The sequence below is a fragment of the Yoonia maritima genome, assembly GCF_003003285.1.
GTDB lineage: Bacteria > Pseudomonadota > Alphaproteobacteria > Rhodobacterales > Rhodobacteraceae > Yoonia > Yoonia maritima.
This window is the reverse complement of sequence record NZ_PVTP01000013.1, coordinates 73,099-93,156: the sequence shown is the minus strand read 5'-3', so window position 1 is coordinate 93,156 and position 20,058 is coordinate 73,099. Positions and strand designations below refer to the sequence as shown.

The window sequence follows — 20,058 nt, the reverse complement described above, 5'->3', positions numbered from 1 at the left end:
GCTAAAACGGAAACAGAATGGTGCAGCGTCGATTAGGCACTTATCAGTGTTCATTGACAAGTGTCGCGTTGGGTCAGGCCGCCAAGTCAGCTTGCAGCTCGTGCTTGATTTGCAACAACAAACTAAGCGCCTCAATCGCTCCATTGTCATTTTTTTCCATTTGCATAAGTTGCGCAAGATCTGCCGCATCGAATGCTGTGTCACGTGCGCGCTGAAGTGATTGATCAGACACATCACCGTTTTCATTTAGATAATCGCATACCCACTGCACCTGCTCCAGTGTCGCCGAAATGACTTTGCCAGGCGCATTTTCACCAGATTTTGCGATAGCCTCGGCTAAATTGCGACTTTGTTCGGCAATGTAATTAAGGGCTGTTTCGTAAGTTGCGCGTGTGGCTGGACGCAGGGTGACGACTGCATTTTTTGTTGTTGAATTGGCATGTGATGTTTGATCTGCGGCGTGTTGCGTTTCTGTGAGGGAAACAGTGGTGTCTTCCAACACTGACAGCGGGATCGTCTGATTTACATCAGCCGCACCGGATGGTTCTAAGTTAACACGCTGATCTTCAACATAAGTTTTCTTACCTGCCAAAGCGTCAGCGTTTTGATGTAATAAAATGTCACCCATGTCGACTGCAGACTGCTTGCCTTGGTCAACTTGCTTTAAGACGGCAGCAATGAGCGCAGTTCCGCCGCTGCTACGCATTTGATCTTTGTTCACGGTTCCGTCTGACTTTCGGGCGGAAAGTGCATCAAGGGTTGCAATAGGCAAAACATGGTTGAATTCATCACCGGCGGCTTTACGAACTGCTGTCATCGCGATGTCTAGCTTGCCCGCAGCCGCAATTTGATCTGCATGTGTAAGCATCAGGAACCCATGATCTTTGATCATGTCGGGCATTTGGGCCCAGATATTCTGCTCAGCAGGTAGATAACCTCTGGTGCACCACATCGCGACGTCGCAACGTTTTGCAGCCCACTGGCTTGCGCTATGCAACGCTTTTGTCTCAGCAGGTGAGTTAACTTCGATCACGGAAATTTTCTTAAGCGCGGGTAGGGGCATGCGTAGTTCAATAAATATTGGCCTGAGCGTAGCAATTTCTTGCATATCGATTGTGTCGAAGGTCTGTTTGTCTTCGTCTTCCAACGTGCATATGGCTTGATTCGTATCGCCATAAGTCAATTGGATCGTGGGTAGATTAACACCATCAGGTATAACATCTGCACCGACCAGAAGATTTAGAATTTTGGATTTTCCAGAGCCGGGCATACCAATCAGCCCAACGCGCACTGGCTGTTCGATTCTACCCAAAAGCTGCATTGCACGCCGATGTGCCGCAGTGGGAAGCAGGCTGCTAGAGACAGCCTGCTTTAATTCTTCATGAACACGTGTGCTCAGTGGTTGTGACGACATTACTTGCCTCCGGCGGCCACCTTAGCCTGAGGAACAGCCCCATCAACTTCCTGAGATGGGGTGTCATCAACTTTAGCGACTGGTTTCACTTCTTTGATGACAGGTTTTGTGTCTTTTGCTGCGACTTTGTCAACATCGGTCGGATCGACAACTCGTGTGATTGTTGATGCGTGTGTATCGACGTGACCTACCGGCTTCGCGCGGATCGCGCGGATAACAGGCTTGTTGTGGTTCAACTTAATGACCGAAAAAGACACGTTATCTTGGTCCGGGTCAGCGAGATTTTCGATGGCTTCAAGTAGATATCCAGCGATTTCAGCGCTCTTGCGGCGGCGATAGCGATGCAGGATCTTTTGAATCTGCGCTTCTTCTAGGTACTGAAGCCCATCGCTTGATACGACCACAATATCGCCGACTTCCAGCTCAAAAGGTGTTTTTGGGCAGTCAGACTTTGCAACGCGGTCACCCAAAATCACAGACGTAAGGCAGTTGCGATCGGGATGATTTCGCCCAGCTTCAGCATCAAGCAAACCAGACTGCACCATAAAGTCGATCTGTGGCGCCATCGAGTGGTCTTCGTTCAGCTGTTTTATCTTCCCGTTACGGAAGTGATACAGTGGTGAATCGCCAATCGACATCCAAAACATGCGATTTTCAACCAAAACCAGTGAAACAAGCGTTGCGCCCATCCCGCGTGTCTCTGGGTGTTCTTGGACGTGTTCACGCACGACATTGTTTGCGTTTACGGCAGCAGCAGTAAGATACTGTGGGATTTCACTTTCGAAATCTCCGAAATTAGCACTTTGAAATTTTAGTTCGCTAAATACTTCGGTTACGACGATCTTACTGGCGACGTCGCCAGCGGCGTGACCGCCCATACCATCAGCAAGGACAACAACGCCGGTGTCAGCCCCAAAGGGGAAGTCGCTGACAATTGCGTCCTCTTGATAATCGCGGCCGCCTTGAACGATCGCAGATGCGACGTCAAAACGTGGTTCAGGCGATCGCCACATCTTCGTCCTCCCCAGAAGTGCCGTCGGTCCAATTAAAGGATTTGTCGCACAGCGCTACAAAACGCAGCACTGTTTCGCCAAGCCGGATAACATCGCCAGACTTCAGGGCTTCGTTACTGATGAGCGGTTTGTCGTTCAGACGCACGATGTTTGATTTACCGCCGTGGCCCAACAGAAATTCTTTGCTTTCTGGATCAAACACGATTGCAGCGTGGTTGGTCCGCGAAATTGAGTTGTCGCCGAAATCAAGCTGTACGGCTTGATCTTCCCCGCGGCCGATTTGGGACATACCTGTCATCAATGAAAAGCATTCTCCGCGGCCGGGGCCTTCGGATACGACGAGCCACCCTACAGGGAATTTTGCGCGTGTTGTCGGCGCTGCCTTTGGGGCATCAGTGAATAAATCAACCACGTCACCGTCAGATTTTTCAAATCCGATCAGGCGGGTCTTGGTACGGCGAGCCCGGGCAGGTGAGCGCGCTGCTGCTGCCGATGCGGCAGCAGGTGCTGCGTTGGGTAGCTCAGGCGCAGTTTCTGGCAGTCCGGTCGATTCAGTTTCATCCGCCGTATCCCAGATGTTTGCAGGCTCGCTAGAAGCTGCCTGACCCGCAGACGGCGCAACTTTGGTGTTCACCGATGATAAAATGTCTGTAACTGCCGGTTCAGCCGCATCGTCACCAGTAATTTTACCCACGGTGTCACGATATGACTGCTCAAGTGTGTCAACACCAGCAGGGCGGCGGGGCGTTTCGTCGCGCCGCTTTTTGCCAAGGAGATCACGAATGAATTTCATTTTTTCTACCTTCCAATTTGCGTCATGTTGCGGACCCCGGAGGCCGCAACATGAATTAGTTTTCAGCGCCTGAATAAATCAGTGAGGCTACCCACATGGTGCCGTCACGTTGTACGGCAAACATAAACTGCTCAACTTCATTATCCAGCTCGCGGTTGAATATGTTCAACAGAGAATCGCGTTCTGTGATATTTTCTGCGGTTGGGATGTAAGATACAACAACATCGCCGGTTTGCAGGCCCCCTGCTAGATTTGTAGGCATAGCGGCAACAGTTGTCCGCCATGAATCACCTGCAAAGGACGTCTGGAAACGCACACCATTTAACAACGTCACCTCTTGTATAACGGGCAAGCGCCAGTTCTGCTCAGCGGTTTCGCCTGTCACTGGATCAACAGTTCCAAAAGTGACATCAATTGCTGTGGGTGTATTGGCCGGATCGCTAGATGCGCGTAGAACGTCTGAGATTTCCGAAATCGCATCAACCTCTATTCCGTTGACGCTCGTGATTTCCAACCCAGGCTTAACCCAAACTGGTGAAATAAGAGCTACTTCAGAAATAGCGTTTGATGTCTCGTTCGCGGCTGAGAACGGCAGTTCTACACCCCAAGATGATTCCACAAACGATGGCACAAGTTCGTTGCCTGGAACGACAACATCGATTGCGACGTCAAGGCCGGTTCCGATGTCATCAACTGTTTCGGGCGTCGCAGGAAGTGCAACATCTGCAGTTTCGCTATCTAGAACTGGGCGATTACCAGTTTGATCTGGAAATTCAGCGCTCACGTCCGGGTCAGCGGCTGTCGGCTGTGGTGTCGCAACTGGCTCTGGTAGCGGCTCTGGAATGGCCGCCTGTTCAACGCTTTCTGGACGAATGGTTGGACGCAATGATGGTGCGTCAACGATTACCGGGCCGTCGATGATGACCGGGGCAACCGTTGCTGTCGTAGGTTCTTCCACGATTTCAGGCGTAGGTGCTTCGACCTCTGGCGCAATTACCACTTCTTCTTCTGGTGTCGCTACTGGCGTTTCGGCAGTAGGTTCCGGCGTGGACGGTACAACAGGAGCCTCAACAACGGGCTCTAATTCGGTCGTCAACTCTTCTGTTGGGGGTACGGGTGCGTTTTCGCTACCGCCTGACATCGTCAGAACCCCAACTCCGCCCAACAGGGCAACAACCGCAACGGAACCAAGTAAAAGAGGAAGTTTGGACTTCTTTTCAGGTTCAGATGCAGCCGAAGACGCTGCGGCAGGCGTTGCCGTGCTTGCCACGTTTAGCGGTGTGACGTTGTCTTTTTTGCCGTCGATCGTATCCAACCAATCCTGAGCGGATTGAATGCGGTCTTTCGGAAGAACGGCTAGCGCCTTATCGATCGCAGCAAGGAATGTTTCATCATAGTCAGGGAAACGTCCCGCAAGCTTAACGTAGGGGTCAGCGTCACCAGATGCGATCGCAGCCAAGCGGGCTTGGCTGTTTGGCGGCACATCATTCTCAATCAGGTGATAGAATGACGCAGCTAGCGCATACAAATCACTACTTGGGTTCTGTTCAGACCCGGCGATATAGAATTCTTGCGGCGAGTATCCATCCTTAACAACGCGAAGCGCAGAAAGAACACGGCTTTGCTTGGTGGCTTCTTCGCGGGCTGCACCAAAATCGATCAACACAGGATGGAAGTCTTGATTGATAAGAATGTTATCCGGCGAGATGTCACGGTGCAGGATGCCTTGGTCGTGGATGAAACCAACGGCGCCCAATACCTCTTTTAAGATGACCTTGATTTGCGCAGGCGTCAGCGTGTTGGTCGGATCTTCGATGGTATCGAGCAGATCGCGACCTTCGACAAAGTCGAGCGCCATGTAGGCGGTGTCGTTGTCTTCAAAGACTTGGTGCACGCCCACAATGTTTGGGTGGTTCAGCTTTGCAAGGCTGCGTGCTTCTTGAACGAACAGGCGCACAATGGACTTGAGTTCATTCTGGTGCGCGCGCGAACGGGCCTGCACAACATAGCGGCTGCGACGGCAAAATGCCCCAGGGAAGCATTCTTTGATGACGATTTTCCGGTCAAGGCTGTCCTTGGCAAGATATGTGATGCCAAAGCCGCCTGCGTTCAGAAAGCTTTCAATAGTATACTGACCGTGCATCAGTTTTGTGCCCGGTTTAAGCTCGTCAACGAAACTGTCTTTATCGTCCGCGTTTTCTTTCACTTGCGCCTCGGCCATCCTACATCCAGCTTTCAAACTTCAACGGCAAAACGGAACAGCCGTTTGCCTTTATCGTCTATTCTCATCCAAATTAGGCCAAAAAGTGACGCCAACCTGTTGTTTCGCGGTTTGTAATCTCCCAAAAAACAGGAGATTGCCACCGCAAGGAGAAACAGTTCTAGGCGGTTTTTCGCCTAATAGTACCTATTTTTACTGATCCATACTGCTTTTCTTCTAGATCTATGAAGAAGGCTAGAGCCCTAAGAAATAAATAGTCGAATTATTTTATTGGATACAGAATTTGCATCAATGTGATGCTTTGAAGCGTCACTTTTGCCTATAATTGGGGGGAATTGCGCGGTTTTCCCCCCCGATTCTCCCGCTCCAAGCCCTTGGGTTTGCGATAAAACTGCAGCGAAATCAGACCTTGTCGCTATGCGATCAAGGGTGCACCATTGCGAAAACCGTTAAGAGGCAGGCGAATGGCGCGTATTTTCATCAATGGCTTTGGTCGAATCGGTCGGACCATGTTGCGGGCTTGGGCGTCGGGTGGATGGCCGGGTGTCGAAATCGTCGGTATTAATGACATTGCCGACGCAGACCTGTGCGCGCATCTGTTTGCATATGACAGCGTATTTGGCCCCTACCCGGGGCAGGCCGATCTGGTTGGTGGTACGCTGATCATTGACGGGCATTCTGTTCCATTTCATCAAACTTCAGACGTGAGCACTTTGGACCTTAAAGGGGTCGATCTACTGCTAGAGTGTACGGGTAAGGCCGACACGCGCGATGTCGCAAGGCGCGGTATCGATGCAGGGGCCGGGCGCGTTCTGATCTCTGGCCCGTCTGGCGCTGCGGATTTGACAGTCGTGTTGGGTGCGAACGATCAATTGCTGGCGGATCAACAGATTGTATCGAATGCTTCGTGCACGACGAATGCCTTAGCCCCCTTGGTAAGATTGATCGATGACACGTGGGGTCTGCAAACGGGATGGATGACGACCATACATTGCTACACTGGTAGTCAGCCAACTATCGATGCCCCACGCGGAGACATGATGCGTAGCCGTGCGGCTGGGCTATCTATGGTTCCGACGACCACTTCGGCGCAACGTCTTTTGAACGAGGTGCTTCCTGACATCGCGGGGCGGATTGAAGCCGCCGCAGTGCGTGTGCCCGTCGCGTCGGTTTCAGCCGTTGATCTTACTGTTACCTTGGGCCGGCCCGTCGCACTGGATGAGGTGCACGATGTGCTGCGCCAGCAGTCCGGCGTAATTGGTCATACCGACAAGCCGCTGGTGTCATCTGATCTACGTGCCCGTCCAGAAAGTCTGATCGTGTCCCTACCAGAGACACGCGTGACCGCCGGTGGTTTGGTCCGTGTGTTTGGGTGGTATGACAACGAATGGGGTTTTTCATGTCGGATGCTTGATGTGGCGCAGATGATGACTACTTAGCATCAACATTCCCCAAAACCTGTGCGCCGCCGAAGGTATAGCGTAGCCTTTCACTTTCGCTCCGTTCACGTTAAGTTCCATGAGCTAATCAAAGGTTGCTTCATGCCCTCCATCGTTTCTGTCGAAAATCTACGCAAAGCATACCCAGGTGGCTTTGAGGCGCTTAAAGGCGTCAATCTTGAAATTGAAGAGGGCGAGATACTTGCCCTTCTTGGCCCGAACGGGGCTGGTAAAACGACCCTGATCTCGACTGTGTGTGGGATTACAGTGCCGACGGGTGGTTCGATCACGGTGGGTGGTTTCGATACGCTCACTGATTATCGCGCGACGCGTGACCTGATTGGTCTCGTCCCCCAAGAGATAAACCTAGAGCCATTCGAGACAGTCTTTAACACTGTAAGCTTTTCACGCGGACTGTTCGGCAAGCCGCGCAATGATGACTATATTAACCGTATCCTTGATCAGCTGTCGCTTGGTGACAAGAAGAACAGCAAGATCATGGCGCTGTCCGGCGGCATGAAACGCCGGGTTTTGATCGCTAAGGCGCTTTCGCATGAACCGCGCGTTCTGTTCTTGGACGAACCCACCGCAGGTGTTGATGTCGAACTGCGCAAAGATATGTGGGACGTTGTCGCCGAGCTAAAGGCCGCAGGTGTCACGATCATCCTGACGACACACTATATAGAAGAGGCCGAAGCGATCGCTGATCGTGTGGGCGTTATTAATGGCGGGCAAATCCTGTTGGTGCAGGACAAATCCGAAATGATGGCGCAGATGGGCCAAAAGCAATTGCAGATTTCGCTTAGCGAAGCAGTGGCCGAAGTACCCGCAGCGCTTGCGGGTTATGAGCTTGACCGTGCGGATGATGGGCTAAGCCTGACATATACATATGACACCAACGGCGAACGCACTGGCATCACAACATTATTGAATGATCTGGCGGCAGCGGGGCTGACCATGACCGATCTTCAAACCAAACAAAGCAGCCTTGAAGACATCTTTGTCGGCCTCGTAAAGGAAACAGCATGAACATTTACGCAGTTCAGACAATCTATCGATCCGAAATGAAGCGCTTCTTTCGGACGATTATGCAAAGCTTGATCTCTCCGGTGATCTCGACCTCGCTTTACTTTATCGTCTTTGGTGCCGCTATCGGTAGCCGTATCCAAGAAGTCGAAGGCGTCAGCTATGGTGCGTTTATTGTGCCGGGGCTGATCATGCTGTCAGTCATGACGCAGGCCACATCAAACGCGAGCTTTGGGATATATTTCCCGAAATTCACAGGCACGATCTACGAACTACTGTCAGCACCGGTCAACTTCCTAGAGATCGTCTTGGGGTATGTCGGCGCAGCCGCGACGAAAGCGATGTTTATCGGCGTGATAATCCTGATCACCGCATTCTTCTTTGTTGATCTTAACATCGCGCACCCGATTGCGATGGTCGCCTTCTTGGTGATGACCTGCCTTAGTTTTTCATTGCTTGGGTTCATCATCGGCATTTGGGCCGGCAATTTTGAACAGTTGCAGTTGATCCCGCTATTGGTCATCACACCGCTCGTGTTCCTTGGTGGGTCGTTCTATTCAGTGTCGATGCTACCGGGTATTTGGCAGACGATCGCCATGTTTAACCCTGTTGTTTATCTGATCTCTGGGTTCCGCTGGGCGTTCTTTGGTGCAGCAGATGTGGATATTGCAGTGTCGCTTGCCGCAATTGCACTGTTCACTGGTGCATGTTTGGCCGCCATCTGGTGGATATTCCGCACCGGCTGGCGGATCCGTCAGTAAGCTTGCGAAACCCGTAATTCTGCCTAAGGTTAACCTATGAAACGCTTTATCCCTTTTGTGAAAACGCCCCCGTTTGTTGCAGTCATTCGGCTGCAGGGGGCGATCACGAATAATGGTCGCGGGCTGGATAGCCCCAGCCTTGCCCCAGCCTTTGAGAAGGCGTTTCGCAAGGGTAAACCTGCGGCGGTTGCGCTTGAGATTAACTGCCCCGGCGGATCGCCTGTGCAGTCATCACTGATTGCTGCAGGTATCCGGCGGTTGGCAGATGAAAAGAAAGTACCGGTCTTTGCCTTTGTCGAAGATGTTGCCGCATCCGGTGGCTATTGGCTGGCATGTGCCGCCGACGAAATCTTCATTGATGCTTGCTCGCTGACTGGCTCCATCGGCGTCATCAGTTCTGGTTTTGGTGCGCACGAGGCTATCGCGAGTTACGGGATCGAACGCCGCGTGCATACAGCCGGTAAATCAAAATCAATGATGGACCCGTTTAAGCCCGAAAAACCTGCTGATGTGAAAAAGCTCAAAGTTTGGCTAGATGACCTGCACGAGACCTTTATCGCTTATGTGAAGTCGCGTCGCGGGCCAAAGCTTTCGGATAACCCTGATCTGTTTACAGGCGAGGTCTACATCGGCCAGAAAAGCGTCGACGAAGGTCTTGTCGATGGGATCGGCCACCTTGTACCCGTGATGAAGCAGCGCTTTGGCGACGACGTCCAGTTCCGCCGCTACGGGCAGAAAAAGACAATCCTGTCTCGCTTTGGTGCGCAGATTGTTGATGACACTGTGGCTGGGATCGAAGAACGGGCCGCATTCGCAAGGTTCGGCCTGTGATCGTCAAAGCAATATTTCTGTTTCTGGCCTTCATGGCCGTGCTTGGCATTTTCGGTAAATGGCGATTTCCGGGACAGCAGCGATTGTCCGATGCGAAATGTCCGAACTGCCAGCGCTATCGGATAGGTAAAGGCCCATGCCAATGCAAAAAGGGACGCCCATGAAGGCGCTTGTAACAGGTGCAGGTGCACGGTTGGGACAGGCGATGGCGCTGTATCTAGGGAAGCGCGGGTATGATGTGGCCGTCCACTATGCTGGCTCCGCCGATGGTGCTGCCACGTCAGTAGCGCAGTTGCAGGATATGGGGCGTACAGCGGTGGCTCTTCAGGCTGATTTGCTAGACGAAAGCGCCGCCCAAGCGTTGGTCGGGCGTGCTGTTGACGCGCTGGGCGATCGGTTGACCTGTTTAGTGAATAACGCTTCGATATTTGAATATGACAACGTGACGTCTGCCACCCGTGAAAGCTGGGACAGACATATCGAATCTAACCTACGTGCGCCTTTCGTTTTGACGCAGCAGTTCGCGGCGCAGGCCCCCAAGGCAGGCACTGATGAAAACGGTGAGCCGATTGCGCAGGCGCTGATTGTGAACATGCTGGATCAAAGGGTTCACAAGCTGACTCCAGAGTTCATGAGCTACACGATTGCAAAGATGGGGCTGTGGGCGATGACACAGACCACGGCGCAGGCATTGGCCCCTCATGTGCGGGTGAACGGCATCGGGCCTGGTCCGACCTTGCAGGGCCATCGACAGACCAAAGCCCACTTTGATGCGCAGCGTGCGGCGACCATTCTGGGGCGCGGTGCTAACCCGGCAGACATCACTGCAGCACTTGGATATTTCTTGGACGCGCCCGCGGTCACGGGGCAAATGATTGCCGTGGACGGCGGCCAGCATCTTGGCTGGCAAACGCCAGATGTCCTTGGGGTTGAGTAGCGCCGCAAGAGTTGTGCACTATGCGGGTGGCATGGTCACGAAACTGTCATAATTAACCAGTTTTTTAGGGGTTTAATTGGTTGTTCATAAAAATACGTATATTTATCAATGGTTTAAATATTTGCCTATTTTTTGAGCAAATCGACGAACCCCGCTAAATAGAAGGGAAATTTCCGACTCTCACGGAAATGCCCACCGACTTATCCACAGAAACGGTGGATGCCTTTCCTCTTGTCCCTGCTGCATTACCATTGCAGCCAAAGTAGAATCAAAGAAACGGCCCATGACCGAGCAAACGACCCAGCAGCCGACGACAGGATATGACCGAATCTACGGGTATCTGCGTACGTTGGATTCTTCACCGGGCGTTTATCGGATGCTCGATGCGGAAAGCCGGGTGCTGTACGTCGGTAAGGCGCGCAACCTGCGGAACCGTGTTAGTAACTATTCTCGGCCGGGCAATCATTCGCCGCGGATCGCGCGGATGATCAGCGAAACCGCCTCGATGATGTTTCTTACGACTCGGACCGAGACAGAGGCGCTTCTTCTTGAGCAAAACCTGATTAAGCAGCTAAAGCCGCGTTACAATGTTTTGCTGCGCGACGATAAATCATTCCCGAATATCCTCGTGACAAAATCGCACGCTTATCCGCAGATCAAAAAGCACCGTGGTGCTAAGAAGGAAAAGGGTAGCTATTTCGGCCCCTTTGCTAGCGCAGGCGCGGTGAACCGAACGTTAAAGCAGTTGCAGCGCGTCTTCTTGCTGCGCAACTGTACAGATATCGAGTTTGAAAACCGGACACGCCCATGTCTGCAGTATCAGATCAAACGATGCAGTGGCCCATGCTGTGGCAAGATCTCGGACGAAGACTATGCTGATACAGTGCGTGACGCCGAAAGCTTTCTTCAGGGGCGCACAAAGCGGATTCAGGAAACGTTGGCCAAGCATATGCAGGATGCGTCTGACAACCTTGAGTTTGAACGCGCTGCGGCCTTACGCGACCGTATTCAGGCGTTAACGCAGGTGCAATCCGCGCAAGGGATCAATCCGCAATCCACTGAAGAGGCCGACGTCATCGCATTGCATACGGACGGCGGACAGGCCTGTGTGCAGGTGTTCTTTTACCGTGCGAACCAGAACTGGGGGAACCACGATTATTATCCGCGGATCAGCGGCGACGAAGACCCATCCGAGGTGATGGAGGCCTTTGTTGGCCAGTTCTACGCCCACCGAGATCCACCCAAAATGGTGATCCTTTCGCATGGGCTGGATAACGATGAACTGATGGCTGACGCGCTGGCAGAAAAGGCCGGACGCAAGGTTGATGTGATCACCCCACAGCGCGGGGAAAAGGCTGAGCTGGTCCATAATGCGCTACGCAATGCCCGCGAAAGCCTCGCGCGGAAAATGTCAGAAACTGCGACGCAGGCCCGATTGCTAAAAGGGTTGGCCGAAGCATTCGAACTGCCCAAACCCCCGCAGCGGATTGAGGTCTATGATAACTCGCACATTCAGGGTGCGCATGCTGTCGGCGCAATGGTCGTCGCAGGGCCAGATGGGTTCGAAAAGAACCAGTACCGCAAGTTTAACATTCGCGGTGATAACCTCGTGCCGGGTGACGACTTTGGCATGATGAAAGAGGTCATGACACGTCGTTTCCAACGGCTGTTGAAAGAAGACCCCGATAGAACAACCGGGTCTTGGCCCGACTTGCTGTTGATTGATGGCGGTGCAGGCCAAGTCAGTGCCGTGCGTGAAATTATGACTGAACTTGGCGTTGGCGATATCGCGATGGTCGGCGTGGCCAAAGGCGAAGACCGCGACGCCGGTAAAGAAGAATTTTACCGTACTGGCAAACGTGTCATGGCACTGCGCCACAACGACCCGGTGCTTTATTTCATTCAGCGCATGCGCGACGAGGTTCACCGCTTTGCCATTGGCACCCACCGCGCAAAACGTAGCAAAGCGATCGGCGCGACGCCTTTGGATGATGTGCCCGGCGTAGGTGCAACGCGCAAGCGGGCTTTACTCGCGCATTTCGGTTCGGCCAAGGCCGTCACCCGTGCCAATCTTGCTGATCTAAAGGCCGTTGTCGGTGTCTCGGATAGCCTTGCGCAAACGATCTATGACTACTTCCACGAAAAAGGCTAAGCCGAGAACGATATTTGCGTTTAGCTGCGGTATTTCGACACAAAAGAAGTGGGATATGGTCAGCGGCTGCGAAGCGGGGTAGGTAGAGGCATGACAATGAATATACCTAATATCCTCACGATCTTACGTTTGGCCGCTGCGCCAGGCGTTGTGATCATGTTCCTTTACTTTAACAGGCCTTGGGCGGACTGGTTCGCACTGGTGTTGTTCGTCGTGGCTGCGTTGACAGACTTTGTCGATGGCTACCTTGCGCGGCTTTGGAAACAAGAAAGCAAATTGGGCGCAATGCTTGACCCAATCGCTGACAAAGCGATGGTGATTATCGCCCTGGTGGTGATCACCGGCTTTTCCAGTATGAACCCATGGATCCTGCTGCCCGCCACCTTGATCATTTTTCGCGAAGTCTTTGTATCTGGATTGCGTGAATTCTTGGGCGATACCGCAGGCACGCTAAAGGTCACGAAGCTTGCGAAATGGAAAACGACCGCCCAGATGGTTGGGATCGCGCTGCTGTTTGCGGCTGGCGCGTTTGAACACTATTTCATGATCCATTCGCTCGCTATGACATCAGAAATGGTTGATGCCGCCCTGAATGGCACAGGACCAGATGATTTTGGCCTTTCATGGAAATACAACGGCATGATCTTTAGCAGCTGGGCAGGTATTTCGATTCTTTGGATCGCGGCATTGCTTACGGCGATCACCGGCTGGGATTACTTTAACAAATCTCGCCCATATCTTCGGGATGGTGCATGATGAACGTCGTCTACTTTGCCTGGGTCCGTGAGCGTATCGGTCTGCCGCAAGAACAGGTCGATACGAATGCGGCAACTGTGGCAGACTTGGTCGAAGAACTGAAAGCCCGCGAAGACCGGTACGAGGCAGCCTTTGCAGACATATCCGCGCTGCGGGTTGCATTGGATCAAGAACTGGCCGACTTTGATGCGCCGCTTGCTGGTGTCAAAGAGATCGCATTCTTTCCGCCGATGACAGGTGGATAAATGACAGTCCGCGTGCAGCCAGAATTGTTTGATGCCGGGGCAGAGCTTAATCGTTTTGCGCAGGGTCGCAGCGACGTTGGTGCCGTGGTCAGTTTCACAGGCGTTGTGCGCGACACCGATGGCGACTTACAGGAAATGCAGATCGAACATTACCCCGGCATGACAGAATCCGCGATTGCAAAGATAGTGCAAGAGGCAACAACCCGTTGGGGGTTGGCCGATGCGCTGGTCATTCATCGGTATGGGGCGCTGAAACCCGGTGCCCCGATTATGATGGTGGCCACGGCTTCAGCACACCGGGCAGCGGCGTTCGAGGCGGCTGATTTCCTCATGGATTACCTCAAATCGCGTGCACCATTCTGGAAGAAAGAGATCACAACAGCAGGTGCAAGCTGGGTCGCGGCTAAGGACGCAGACGAAGATGCGCTAAAACGCTGGTGACGCGTCTTTATTAATCCGATGTTAGTTAGCTTTGGTTCATTTTGGGCATGTCCCAATGGAATCGAAAGATGCAACAAGCTGTTAACGAACTGGATGATCATGCGCTGCTTGATCCCCTGCAATATGCGATGGCGAGCCGTGATGCCGATGTCATGGACTTGGTGCGTGACGCGTTAGGCGCTGGGCGCGCGCAACTGGCGTTTCAGCCGATCATGACTAGCGAAGCATCCCCGCAAGTCGCGTTTTACGAAGGTCTGGTGCGCCTATCGGATGACGCTGGCCGGATCATTCCAGCAGCGCATTTTATGCCCTTGATAGAGGAAACGGTGATGGGGCGTCAGATTGACTGCGTGACCTTGGATCTGGCGCTAAAAATGCTTGTGGCACGCCCTAATCTAAGATTGTCAGTGAACCTATCCGCGCGATCAATTGGCGACGGTGAGTGGCGGCGAATTCTGGACAACGGCTTGCTAAATCGGGCTAAGCCGGGTGATCGGCTGATCTTTGAAATCAGCGAAACCTCTGCGATGATGTTACACGAAAACGTCATTCGTTTTATGGCCGAGATGCAACCCAAAGGCGTTGCCTTCGCGCTCGACGGATTTGGTGCAGGTTTTACCGCGTTTCGCCATCTTAAAGATTTCTTTTTCGATCTGGTCAAAATTGACAAGAGCTTTATCCGCGGAATTGATAATAATACTGACAATCAAGTGCTCGCCGAAGCGCTGGTTACTGTCGCGCATCAGTTTGAAATGTTTGCCGTCGCAGATGGGGTGGAAACAGCGGAAGAAGCTGCTTTCTTAGAACGTCTTGGTGTCGATTGTTTGCAGGGGTATTTCTACGGGGTGCCAAAATTCGAACTGTGACCGCATGTCAGCTTGCGCCTTTTGCGTGTAAATGGCACCGTTCCCCCGAGTGAGGAAAATAAAGGGGACAAATTCATGACTAACGTTGTTATCGCATCCGCTGCACGCACCGCAGTAGGAAGCTTTGCTGGTGCTTTTGCTAACACGCCAGCGCACGATCTAGGCGCCGCGATTTTAGAGGAGGTCGTTGCCCGCGCTGGAATCGATAAGTCAGAAGTAAGCGAGACAATTTTAGGTCAGGTCTTAACCGCAGCACAGGGCCAAAACCCAGCGCGTCAGGCGCATATTAATGCAGGTCTTCCAATTGAATCCGCAGCTTGGAGTATTAACCAAGTTTGCGGTTCCGGTCTTCGTGCCGTTGCATTGGGCGCGCAGCACATTCAGCTTGGCGACGCTGCTATTGTTGCGGCAGGCGGTCAGGAAAACATGACGCTTAGCCCCCATGCGGCGAACTTGCGTGCAGGTCAAAAGATGGGCGATATGAAGTTCATTGACACCATGATCCGCGATGGCCTTTGGGACGCTTTCAACAATTATCATATGGGCCAAACAGCCGAAAACGTAGCAGATCAATGGGGAATCACCCGTGATATGCAGGATGAATTTGCCGTTGCGTCCCAAAATAAAGCAGAGGCCGCACAAAAAGCTGGTAGATTCGCCGATGAAATCGCGGCCTTTACGGTGAAAACACGTCGCGGCGAAACAGTTGTCGATCAGGATGAGTACATTCGCCATGGTGCGACGATGGACGCCATGCAAAAGCTACGTCCCGCCTTTACCAAGGAAGGATCGGTTACCGCGGCCAATGCGTCTGGCTTGAATGATGGTGCCGCGGCGACGTTACTAATGACAGCGGATGACGCTGAAAAGCGCGGCATTGAACCGCTTGCGCGTATTGCGTCCTACGCGACGGCAGGTCTTGACCCGTCAATCATGGGCGTAGGCCCCGTTATGGCCAGCCGTAAGGCGCTTGAAAAAGCGGGCTGGAGCGCATCTGATTTGGACCTTGTTGAGGCGAACGAAGCCTTTGCCGCGCAGGCTTGCGCTGTAAACAAAGAAATGGGTTGGGATCCCGCGATCGTAAACGTTAATGGCGGTGCGATTGCTATTGGTCACCCAATCGGTGCGTCAGGCTGTCGTGTATTAAACACACTACTGTTTGAAATGAAGCGTCGCGGCGCCAAAAAAGGTCTTGCAACTTTGTGCATTGGTGGCGGTATGGGTGTTGCAATGTGCGTCGAGTGCGCGTAACTATATGTCTGCAATTGAACGTTTTGAGCAATAAGATTGCTTTCTAAATCTCTGGGAGGAGAAAGAATGACACGAGTAGCTCTCGTCACAGGAGGCTCGCGCGGTATTGGCGCGGCAATTTCAACAGCACTCAAGGACGCGGGCTATTCGGTCGCAGCAACTTATGCCGGAAACGACGAAAAGGCAGCAGCCTTTACGGCCGAGACCGGTATTAAGACCTATAAGTGGGACGTTGGGAATTACGAGGCATGTGCCGCAGGTATCGCACAGGTCGAGGCGGATCTTGGGCCTGTCGATGTGCTGGTGAACAATGCGGGTATTACGCGCGACGCGCCATTCCATAAAATGACACCACAGCAATGGAAAGACGTAGTCGATACGAACCTATCCGGTGTCTTCAATATGACCCATCCGATTTGGCCGGGGATGCGCGAACGCAAGTTTGGTCGCGTCATTACTATTAGCTCGATCAACGGTCAAAAAGGCCAGTTCGCGCAGGCCAACTATGCTGCTGCAAAGGCCGGCGATATCGGATTTACCAAGGCTTTGGCCCAAGAAGGTGCACGTGCAGGCATCACCGTTAATGTGATTGCTCCGGGCTACATCAACACTGAGATGATGAGCACGATCCCGGAAAAGGTGATGAACGAAGTCATCTTGCCGCAAATTCCTGTCGGCCGTTTAGGTGAAGCATCTGAAATTGCGCGTGCGGTGCTATTCTTGGCGTCCGATGATGCAGGTTTTGTTACAGGTTCGACTATCACTGCGAACGGTGGCCAGTATATGACCTAAACCGGTCATCAGCTTACAGAAAAGGCCACGTCACATCGACGTGGCCTTTTTTATGTTGGGTTGCCCGGGCTTTGTCTACGCATTCACGAGAACGGTGTATGTGCCTGATTCTCGGATCTGAGGCGCGTCAAGGCGCAGGAGCAAGTTCCTACTTTTGGCGTACTCTTTAGTGCGTGCTAAGTTTATTGATTTCTTCTTTCAGCATAAGCTTTTGTTTTTTAAGCTTTGCAATTTCAAGATCGTCTGTCGCAGGGCTTCGCTGCATAACCGCGACATGGTCCGAGAGGTGTTGGTGTTTTTTCTTCAGTTCCTGCAGGTGTGAACTCAAGCTCATGATCGTCCTCCTCTAGGGGTTTGTGAGTAATTTGATTGCAACACATTTGTAACGCAAAGTCACGCTGCACCACAGCAAGACAGTGTGAAGTCAGGTTGGTTGAAAATTCTTGCAAGAAGATTAACGGAGAATGGGTAATTCAGCGCCACTTCGCAAAGCAGCACTTACCTCAGATGTGTAGCTTTCTTTATCGCCTGCGTGCACCTTGCCTTTGTGCATGATCAATGTCGGCATCATGTGAAATGCCGCGCGGCCTTCCTGTCTTGCCTGCATCAAAAACAGTTCAGGCGCACGGTCTTCGCGTCCCGCGATTGGTCTGGCGATCAGCGCGCCTAGTCGTCCTTTTAGTCCTGAAAGAACTTCGGGTAGGCGTTCCATTCTTTGAATGATTGTCAGATATCCGCGCGGGCCAACGCGGCGTGCACCGATTTCGAGCCAGTCGGCGAGCGGTGTATCCCCACCAAGCGCAACATCCCGACCTGTGTCTTGGGCCGCGACGCTCGTAGTTCGGTCAAAGTACGGCGGGTTCATAATAACGTGGTCAAATCGTTGTTGCCGAATTTCGACGGGTAATTGGCGCAAATCGGCATTGATGACGTTAAATGGCGCATCATTTTCGCGTGCGTTTCTGCGGGCGAGTGCAGCGTAATCTGCCTGCAATTCAATTCCGGTAATCGAGAGGCCGGGTATACGTGCTGACAAGCAAAGCGATGCAACCCCTACACCGCAGCCCAGTTCAAGAACCGATTGCTCGGGTTTTGCTGGGGTGCTTGCCGCAAGTAAAACCGGATCAACGCCAGCACGATATCCCTTTCGGGGTTGGTAGACACACAGTTTACCCCCCAGAAAATCGTCTTTTGTCAGTTCGTCAGTCACGGCCTAAATCAATCTCTGCGTCACGCATTACGGCTTCGGCAGCAATCAAATCATGGTCGACCACCATCAGGCGACGCGGCATTATGCCTATGCTTCCCTCGAGGACGCTCATATTTACGTCGAAGGTGAAGCAGGCTATACCCTCGCTGTCCAGCAGGGCGGTTGCAAAGGCGATGACAGTGGGGTCATTGGTGCGCAAAAGCTCTTTCATATCTATGACCTAAGGCGGGGCGACGCCTTTGTCTATCAGTTCACGGAACCGCGCATGAGCCTTGACCAAGCAGCCACTAAACCACACGAACAATTGGCCGCTGCATTGGCCGATGATTTGAACGCTGTAAATGACATGATCCGCGCGCGAATGGCGTCTGAGCATGCGCCGCGAATTCCCGAAGTTACAGCGCATCTGGTTGAAGCAGGCGGAAAACGTTTGCGCCCGATGTTGACGCTCGCTGCGGCGCGCATGTGCGGCTATGACGGCCCGTATCACATTCATTTGGCCGCAACGGTGGAATTCATTCACACTGCGACGTTACTGCACGACGATGTGGTGGACGAAAGCAGCCAGCGCCGTGGACGCCCGACTGCGAATTTGCTTTGGGATAATACCTCTAGTGTTCTGGTAGGCGACTATCTGTTCGCCCGTTCATTCCAGTTGATGGTCGAAACAGGGTCGCTGCGGGTGCTGGACATCTTGGCGAATGCGTCCGCAACAATCGCCGAAGGTGAGGTGCTGCAGCTGACAGCCGCGAGCGATCTGGCCACGACAGAAGAAATCTATATTCAAGTTGTACGCGGCAAAACCGCCGCTCTCTTTTCTGCCGCAATGGAAGTCGGCGGTGAAATTGCGGGAAAAGATGCGGAGACTAAGAAGGCGCTTTACGATTACGGCGACGCGTTGGGAGTATCGTTCCAGATTGTCGACGACCTGCTGGATTACGGTGGAACCAAAGCGACGGGTAAAAACGTTGGCGACGATTTTCGCGAACGGAAACTGACCCTGCCTGTGATCCGGGCCATTGCCGCTGCCGATGAAACCGAGCGTGAATTCTGGGTGCGTACGATCCAAAAGGGTCGCCAAGAAGACGGCGATCTTGACCACGCAATCGCGCTGCTTGCTAAACACGGCACAATGGAAAGCACACGGCTTGATGCGATTGCATGGGCCGAAAAAGCCAAGTCCGCGCTATCAGTGATCCCAGACCACCTGTTGAAAACGATGTTGATCGACCTCGCTGATTACGTCGTTGCGCGGATTACTTGAGCTACCAGTATCTTGGTGGCTAACGATGAAACGCGCGCTTGATATCCTCAATCGCGGAGATCTGGTTTTTGGATAGTTCGCCTTCGACCAACCCACCAAGGATATCATGCAGTAAGTCCCACGATGCATCGCCGGCGATCTTGCGTAGCCGTCGGGCTAGCCGGACAATAGCCGCTTCGGAATTGTTGCACTGACCTTGCAGCCAGCGCCCCAATACTTCCATTTCTTCGGCTTCCTCCGCTGAGCAGCGCAATTCTGTGCGAAGCAACAGATTGAGCGTATTACGCTGGTCTTTGGTCGGGAGATCGTCCAATTCTATGAACGCCTGCGCGATCGCGCAAATCGCGATGCGCGGATCATCGATGCCTTCGACTGGGTGTGCATTGGTTTGTTTCCGGAATGCCAGCTTGCGTGGTGCATTGCGGACAGTTGTGGCGACGTCTACGGCTGTATCAAGCGCGTCGCCGGGGTTTTGCCGAACCCACCACCATATTGCGGCGCCCAGCGTGCTCAGAATAAGAATAATAATTGGCATAAATAGTCCTGTAAAATCCGATGATTAAGGCTCATCGTTCTTCACTAAAGATTAAGTGCTGCCATAGGTAAACTGAAAATAGTTTTAATTGCCGCAGTGTTGCGGGGCGGC

Annotated in this window: 21 protein-coding genes; 13 read left to right on the top strand and 8 right to left on the bottom strand. The window is 52.7% G+C overall.

The window, feature by feature from the left end:
• Window positions 1–73 precede the first annotated feature (73 nt).
• Genes CLV80_RS16155 through CLV80_RS16140 form a run of 4 tightly spaced genes read right to left on the bottom strand, consistent with a single transcriptional unit; the run spans window position 74 to window position 5,441 of the window.
• Window positions 74–1,414 carry a GTPase family protein gene (locus CLV80_RS16155; protein WP_106358973.1) on the bottom strand — a complete coding sequence of 447 codons (1,341 nt, stop codon included), beginning with the start codon at window positions 1,412–1,414 and terminating at the stop codon, window positions 74–76.
• The gene (locus CLV80_RS16150) at window positions 1,414–2,427 is read right to left on the bottom strand and encodes a PP2C family protein-serine/threonine phosphatase (RefSeq protein ID WP_106358972.1); all 1,014 of its coding nucleotides are present in this window, start codon (window positions 2,425–2,427) and stop codon (window positions 1,414–1,416) included. The genes CLV80_RS16155 and CLV80_RS16150 overlap by 1 nt, the downstream gene beginning before the upstream one ends.
• Window positions 2,411–3,220 (bottom strand): FHA domain-containing protein, encoded by an 810-nt coding sequence (locus CLV80_RS16145; RefSeq protein WP_106358971.1) that lies wholly within the window; start codon window positions 3,218–3,220, stop codon window positions 2,411–2,413. Before CLV80_RS16145 ends, CLV80_RS16150 begins: the two co-directional genes overlap by 17 nt.
• A gap of 55 nt (window positions 3,221–3,275) precedes the next feature.
• On the bottom strand, window positions 3,276–5,441 hold the full coding sequence (locus tag CLV80_RS16140) for a serine/threonine protein kinase (RefSeq protein WP_106358970.1): 2,166 nt from the start codon (window positions 5,439–5,441) through the stop codon (window positions 3,276–3,278).
• Between the two features lie 464 nt (window positions 5,442–5,905).
• Between CLV80_RS16140 and CLV80_RS16135 the strand changes: the two genes are divergently transcribed.
• The 12 genes from CLV80_RS16135 (at window position 5,906) to phbB (ending at window position 16,938) form a co-directional block, all read left to right on the top strand.
• Entirely contained in the window at window positions 5,906–6,880 is a 975-nt protein-coding gene (locus CLV80_RS16135) for a type I glyceraldehyde-3-phosphate dehydrogenase (RefSeq protein WP_106358969.1), read from the top strand.
• Window positions 6,881–6,982: 102 nt separating this feature from the next.
• Complete coding sequence (locus tag CLV80_RS16130) at window positions 6,983–7,909, top strand: ABC transporter ATP-binding protein (protein ID WP_106358968.1); 927 nt, start codon at window positions 6,983–6,985, stop codon at window positions 7,907–7,909.
• Entirely contained in the window at window positions 7,906–8,667 is a 762-nt protein-coding gene (locus CLV80_RS16125; protein ID WP_106358967.1) for an ABC transporter permease, read from the top strand. Before CLV80_RS16130 ends, CLV80_RS16125 begins: the two co-directional genes overlap by 4 nt.
• 36 nt (window positions 8,668–8,703) lie before the next feature.
• Window positions 8,704–9,498 (top strand): S49 family peptidase, encoded by a 795-nt coding sequence (locus CLV80_RS16120; RefSeq protein ID WP_106358966.1) that lies wholly within the window; start codon window positions 8,704–8,706, stop codon window positions 9,496–9,498.
• 160 nt (window positions 9,499–9,658) lie between these two features.
• Entirely contained in the window at window positions 9,659–10,435 is a 777-nt protein-coding gene (locus tag CLV80_RS16115; RefSeq protein ID WP_106358965.1) for an SDR family oxidoreductase, read from the top strand.
• Between the two features lie 283 nt (window positions 10,436–10,718).
• Window positions 10,719–12,587 (top strand): excinuclease ABC subunit UvrC, encoded by a 1,869-nt coding sequence (gene uvrC, locus CLV80_RS16110; protein ID WP_106358964.1) that lies wholly within the window; start codon window positions 10,719–10,721, stop codon window positions 12,585–12,587.
• Between the two features lie 90 nt (window positions 12,588–12,677).
• Window positions 12,678–13,343, top strand: a complete 666-nt coding sequence (gene pgsA, locus CLV80_RS16105) for a CDP-diacylglycerol--glycerol-3-phosphate 3-phosphatidyltransferase (protein ID WP_106358963.1) — start codon at window positions 12,678–12,680, stop codon at window positions 13,341–13,343.
• Window positions 13,343–13,588 (top strand): molybdopterin converting factor subunit 1, encoded by a 246-nt coding sequence (moaD, locus tag CLV80_RS16100; protein ID WP_106359001.1) that lies wholly within the window; start codon window positions 13,343–13,345, stop codon window positions 13,586–13,588. Before pgsA ends, moaD begins: the two co-directional genes overlap by 1 nt.
• Complete coding sequence (locus CLV80_RS16095; RefSeq protein ID WP_106358962.1) at window positions 13,589–14,029, top strand: molybdenum cofactor biosynthesis protein MoaE; 441 nt, start codon at window positions 13,589–13,591, stop codon at window positions 14,027–14,029.
• 68 nt (window positions 14,030–14,097) lie between these two features.
• Window positions 14,098–14,895 carry an EAL domain-containing protein gene (locus CLV80_RS16090; RefSeq protein ID WP_106358961.1) on the top strand — a complete coding sequence of 266 codons (798 nt, stop codon included), beginning with the start codon at window positions 14,098–14,100 and terminating at the stop codon, window positions 14,893–14,895.
• Between the two features lie 75 nt (window positions 14,896–14,970).
• Window positions 14,971–16,146 carry an acetyl-CoA C-acetyltransferase gene (locus tag CLV80_RS16085; protein ID WP_106358960.1) on the top strand — a complete coding sequence of 392 codons (1,176 nt, stop codon included), beginning with the start codon at window positions 14,971–14,973 and terminating at the stop codon, window positions 16,144–16,146.
• A 66-nt stretch (window positions 16,147–16,212) separates the two neighbouring features.
• Window positions 16,213–16,938: an acetoacetyl-CoA reductase gene (gene phbB, locus CLV80_RS16080; protein WP_106358959.1), complete on the top strand. Its 726-nt coding sequence runs from the start codon at window positions 16,213–16,215 to the stop codon at window positions 16,936–16,938.
• A 166-nt stretch (window positions 16,939–17,104) separates the two neighbouring features.
• On the opposite strand, the gene CLV80_RS16075 is transcribed toward phbB, so the two are convergent.
• The 3 genes from CLV80_RS16075 to CLV80_RS16065 form a co-directional block, all read right to left on the bottom strand.
• Entirely contained in the window at window positions 17,105–17,272 is a 168-nt protein-coding gene (locus tag CLV80_RS16075) for a YdcH family protein (RefSeq protein ID WP_106358958.1), read from the bottom strand.
• A gap of 120 nt (window positions 17,273–17,392) precedes the next feature.
• On the bottom strand, window positions 17,393–18,148 hold the full coding sequence (locus tag CLV80_RS16070) for a tRNA1(Val) (adenine(37)-N6)-methyltransferase (protein WP_106358957.1): 756 nt from the start codon (window positions 18,146–18,148) through the stop codon (window positions 17,393–17,395).
• A complete protein-coding gene (locus tag CLV80_RS16065; RefSeq protein ID WP_106358956.1) occupies window positions 18,141–18,359 on the bottom strand; it encodes a putative signal transducing protein in 219 nt (72 codons plus the stop codon). Before CLV80_RS16065 ends, CLV80_RS16070 begins: the two co-directional genes overlap by 8 nt.
• A 54-nt stretch (window positions 18,360–18,413) precedes the next feature.
• Here CLV80_RS16065 and CLV80_RS16060 point away from each other — a divergent pair, with 54 nt between their 5' ends.
• A complete protein-coding gene (locus CLV80_RS16060) occupies window positions 18,414–19,412 on the top strand; it encodes a polyprenyl synthetase family protein (protein WP_106358955.1) in 999 nt (332 codons plus the stop codon).
• 19 nt (window positions 19,413–19,431) lie between these two features.
• Here the strand turns inward: CLV80_RS16060 and CLV80_RS16055 are convergent, their stop codons facing one another.
• A complete protein-coding gene (locus CLV80_RS16055; protein WP_106358954.1) occupies window positions 19,432–19,947 on the bottom strand; it encodes a hypothetical protein in 516 nt (171 codons plus the stop codon).
• Between the last annotated feature and the right edge of the window lie 111 nt (window positions 19,948–20,058).